This window comes from uncultured Megasphaera sp. (assembly GCF_958350005.1).
Lineage (GTDB): Bacteria > Bacillota > Negativicutes > Veillonellales > Megasphaeraceae > Megasphaera.
The window spans coordinates 1-4532 of record NZ_CATWFF010000161.1; the positions used below are offsets into that span (position 1 = coordinate 1).

Consider the following 4532-nt stretch of genomic DNA (forward strand, 5'->3'; position numbering starts at 1 on the left):
TTGCAATACTCTTCTAGTACAGGATATTCAATAGCACATTCTTGATGCATGCATTCCATAAATTCCCAGATTGTAACATCGTTTTTATAAATTACGTAAGCACAATCGGAAATATATCCCAATACGTCGGCAATACGCTTTTTTCGGAATCCATAGTCTGTATACAACGTATGGATCGTGACTATGAGCGCACCCATCAGCATGTCCCGTGTTTTCTTCTTGACTGCCCAATCCTTTGAGCGGTCTGTTATTTTTTTCTCCAGCTTTTCTACGATTCTTTCAGCTTTGGGCCTGCTGAATCCGTTCTGTTCCAGCTCATCCCGCCATTCAAATATAATACCTTCTTTTTCCTGGTTGAATTTGTCCCACTGCTCATTCATAGCGGCAAATCGATTCCGACCAAATCCGTATTTATCGTGTAAGACCTGCAATATTAGTGTCGCCATCCAGTCTATACCGCTTTCCATTCCGGCCTGCACCCTTAATTCCCGTTGTTGTCGGTGTTGCTTGCTAAAAATGTTCATGTAATTTCTCCGTTTCCCTCCTACTTGAAACAACTCGTTTCAACTTGAAACGCTTTCCCCGGCGTAAATAGCCAGTCTATCATCAATCCCGTCGGTTTAACCCTAAACGGGGCCTTTTAACCCTAAATCTCTTTCTGCTCTTAGCTTCCGGTAGGGCCTCGATACGTTTCAGCAGCTTTTCTACGCCTGCCACATCTAGCCCGCCAATAACGTCGTTAGTAATCGGCGTATCATAGCATATATCCCAATATCCCCAAACTTCTTTACGATATTTCAAAACGGCCAATTCCCATAGCCCTTCTTTTCCGCCGTATGAATTCATCCCTCTAGTAACACTGGCTCCATAACCATTTTTAAAATAGAACTCGTATGTTGATGTTACAAAACAACGGCTATGGGATTCATCATCCGGCGTATATGCTCCAAACTTCATCTTGTTTTCCCTCCCATTGTAAGCGGCCTGTTCTTACTTTATCTCGTATAAACAAGCCGCTCTCTACTTCTACATCACAAAATCAAACAGCGTGGGCGCTTCCTGCTTTTCTTCCTCCGTCTGCAGGTATCCAACGCCGTCACGGAAATAATCGGGATTGAGTTCAATGCCAATGCCTTTGCGGTGTTTCTTCAGCGCTACCAATGGCACTGTCATTAATCCGCCGAACGGGTCCAGAATCGTTTCGCCTTCGTTGCTGTACCGATCCACGAGCCGTTCTACTACATCTATCTGGAGCGGACAAAGGTGCATCTGTTTCCGTTTCAATCGCTGCTGTGTGTTCAGTGTTTTCATCCGATTAATATCGTCCCAAACACTGTCATTCCAGCTCCCCGGCGCTACGACCATGAAGGTCGCTGGCAGTTTTCCGTCTTTATCCAGCTGTTCCGATAATTTTACGTGTTCGTCGTAGTTGTACACCGTGCCCCGGCTGTATTTCCGATATGCCGCTTGCAGGTTCTTCACCGGGATAGATTCCAATTCTTCTTTTGTCATGAGCCTGTCGCCGCTGGAACGCCAATATCCGTGAGCGTCAATCTGCCAGCGTCCCCGGCTGTAGTCCTCTTTGTTCTTCACAACCGGTACGTCAGCATAGGCATTGGACGTATCCGAGGGCAGTTTCCGGAACAGCAGCACATATTCTTCACATCCGACGCCCATCTTAGAGCCGTCCTTGCATTGCTCCGTCCATCCCAGCCGGTACGTCTGATTATTTTCCCGGACGACGTCCGTTACGACTGTAATCATGCCAAAAAACTGAAAGCCGTGCTTCATGTAATGCATAATCGTCAAGGCGTGAAACGGTTCCACCGTCGGCATGCCCGTTCCCGTCGTATTGCCAAACAGGATGCGGTCTTTTACATGGCAACAGAATACCCGCCCAGGCTTTAACACTCGCAGCAGGTTCGGCGTCATGTAATCCATCTGTTCAAAGAAGCGGGCTGTGTCTTCATTGTGTCCGAAGTCGTTATATGATTCGCAATATTCATAGTGATTGCCGAACGGGATCGACGTAATTACTTCATCCACGCTGTTGTCCGGCATGTTCTTCAGTTCTTCCACGCAATCATTATGAATGGCTCTGTAGTTTCTGCCCTTGACTTCGATACGCTTTACGCCGATACTGCGCTTCATCTCCTGCACTGCATCTGCCTGTGATAATCCGTACTGCCGGATAATCTTTGACATTTTCTCTGTCATTTCGTCGTACTGGCTCCATTTCTCTTTCAGCACTTTCAGAATTTCCTGCTCCGTTTCCATGTAAATAATGTCGATAATGACAGGTTCTTTCTGTAAAAAACGGTAGCACCGATGAATAGCCTGAATGAAATCATTGAATTCGTAGTCAATCCCTAAAAATATTTCACGATGGCAGTACCGCTGGAAATTGCAGCCGGACCCGCTCAGTTCTTTTTTCGTAGCCAGCAGTCTGTATTTCCCGGTGCCAAATTCGATAGTGTTCCGTTCCCGTGCATCCAAATCTTGTGATCCGTATATTTCCCGGCATTCCGGCAATGCCTTCTTGATAGCATGCCGTTCGGCTTCCAGGTCGTGCCAGATAACAAAATGGTCGTCCGGGCTTTCGTCTACGAGCCTCTTCATTTCCGCCACTCGCACGTCGATGGAATCTCTCTTTTCCTTAGCCGCCTGCGATAATCCAATAGCAAAATCAGAAATCATTTTACCTTGCCCGTCTTTCTCGTATGTGACGCCTGATTCTGTTGGCGATAACATGTGATACCGTACATCCAGCGGCGGCAGGTCGTATCCTTCATCGCTGTATCCCAAATCAGACGGCTTTTGCAGGAACAGTGCCCATGTACTGAGCCACAACCAGAATTCTTTTTCCTTGTGTGGATACAGGGTCAAGTTGTTCGCTTTCGTGCTGTCCCGCTGGAAGAATCGTGTCAGTGCCTGCGCCGTGTCCATGATTTCCAGATAGCCGGCGTAATGGATGAGTTCTTTGTACCGGTTCGGCGACGGCGTGGCTGTTGCTACCAGCTTATATGGAATGCCCTTGAATTTCGTCAAGAACGTCTGATAAGTTTTGCTGCCAAAACTACGTAATACAGACGCTTCATCCAATGAAATTGCTGAAAAATAATGTGGGTCGATATCGCCATCCCGGACCCGTTCATAGTTCGTAATCATAACAGGTGTCTTGCACTGCCGTACTTCTTCCATGGTCCGTACATATACCGGCGCTTCCATGTGCAGCAGTTCCACGGCGTCATGTGCAAATTCCTGTTTAACGCCCAGAGGGCAAACAATCAGCGCCTGTCCGTCGTCGTGCTTGCTGATCAGCCGGCACCATTCCAGCTGCTGAATACTTTTGCCCAATCCGAAGGCTTCAAACAAGGCACGGCGGCCGCCTGCAATGGCCCATAACACGGCATCTCGCTGATGCGGCTTAAGAATTGGGTTGATTTCCGATGGGTCGATGGTCATGCCTGTTTTCGGCGCTGTCACTACCTTTGTTTCTAAAAATTCTTCATAGTTCATCATGTAATCTCCTTTTTTTCAATCTCTATCTCGGTCTGTAATCCACAAAAACGTGATTGTTTATTTGCCCGGTAAACTTGTCGATAACAAGCCCCATAGGATGGCCGTCAAGCTGTCCGCCTTGCTCCATATTGAAGCGTATCTCGTTGTCGTTTTCTGCGATTCGCCGCAAGGTTATATCCGGCATCCTGGACCGTGCATAATTGACAAGTTTCGGATCCAGGAACGAATAGTATTCCGCGTCGTTCGGGTCTGCCGGCGGTTCGTCTCTTCGTTCGTCGTCCATGATTCAACACTCACTTTCACATGGCTTTTTCGCCTGCAAGCATGGCTATGGTTTCATTAGCCAGCTTTTTCCGTTCTGCCTGCTGTGGTGGCAATATGCCAACTTGCTCCCAGTGCCGCCGTTCTGTATGACGTTCCCGACACTGCTCGAACGCTTTTCTGAACTGCGCCCGCAATGTCGCTGTTTGTTCTACCGGCGTCTGGCAAATCTCAATCCAACCCAGATGATCAACTGTTTCTGTCAGCACGTCGTCTTCAAATGTCGGCTTGCAATACTGCCCGATGCTCATGATTTTTCGCTGTACCATTCCCCATGCTTCGTCGGCGTCCATCTGCTGTGTACCGCTGGCAATCTCTATAGCCTGCTGTGCCATGTTGCGAATCACCGCAATAGACGGCATGCGTTCTTCCGTCCGTATGATTTTTGACACGGTATTCGAGAGTATTTGTGGGTCAATGTCTGCTAAATGCTCCACATACAGCCGAACGCGGTCTTTCGTCAGACTGTTTGGGAATGCCAACTGTAGCGGCGCAATGGCTTTCAAGGTCGATACTTTAGTCTCCATGGCTCATTTCATCCTCCAATTCCTGCATGACGTCATAGATAACCTGCTTTCGTTCGTCGTCCGGACGATTCCATATCGCATTCCCGCCAGACTTTCGTTCATGGCCGTACTCATTACGTTCCCAAGTACGGACAGCGGCCCGCCAGTCACGCATTTTATTTT

The 4532-nt window shown here is 48.0% G+C and carries 5 protein-coding genes; all 5 read right to left on the reverse strand.

Going from position 1 to position 4532, the window contains the following annotated elements:
* Positions 1-524, reverse strand: a 524-nt coding sequence (locus tag Q3886_RS08565) for a hypothetical protein (protein WP_301860961.1), incomplete at its 3' end; no start/stop codon positions are given.
* A gap of 82 nt (positions 525-606) precedes the next feature.
* A complete protein-coding gene (locus tag Q3886_RS08570) occupies positions 607-957 on the reverse strand; it encodes a hypothetical protein (protein WP_301860962.1) in 351 nt (116 codons plus the stop codon).
* 69 nt (positions 958-1026) lie between these two features.
* A complete protein-coding gene (locus Q3886_RS08575) occupies positions 1027-3522 on the reverse strand; it encodes a DNA methyltransferase (RefSeq protein WP_301860963.1) in 2496 nt (831 codons plus the stop codon).
* Positions 3523-3544: 22 nt separating this feature from the next.
* On the reverse strand, positions 3545-3805 hold the full coding sequence (locus tag Q3886_RS08580) for a hypothetical protein (protein WP_301860964.1): 261 nt from the start codon (positions 3803-3805) through the stop codon (positions 3545-3547).
* A 16-nt stretch (positions 3806-3821) separates the two neighbouring features.
* Entirely contained in the window at positions 3822-4370 is a 549-nt protein-coding gene (locus Q3886_RS08585) for a hypothetical protein (RefSeq protein WP_301860965.1), read from the reverse strand.
* Between the last annotated feature and the right edge of the window lie 162 nt (positions 4371-4532).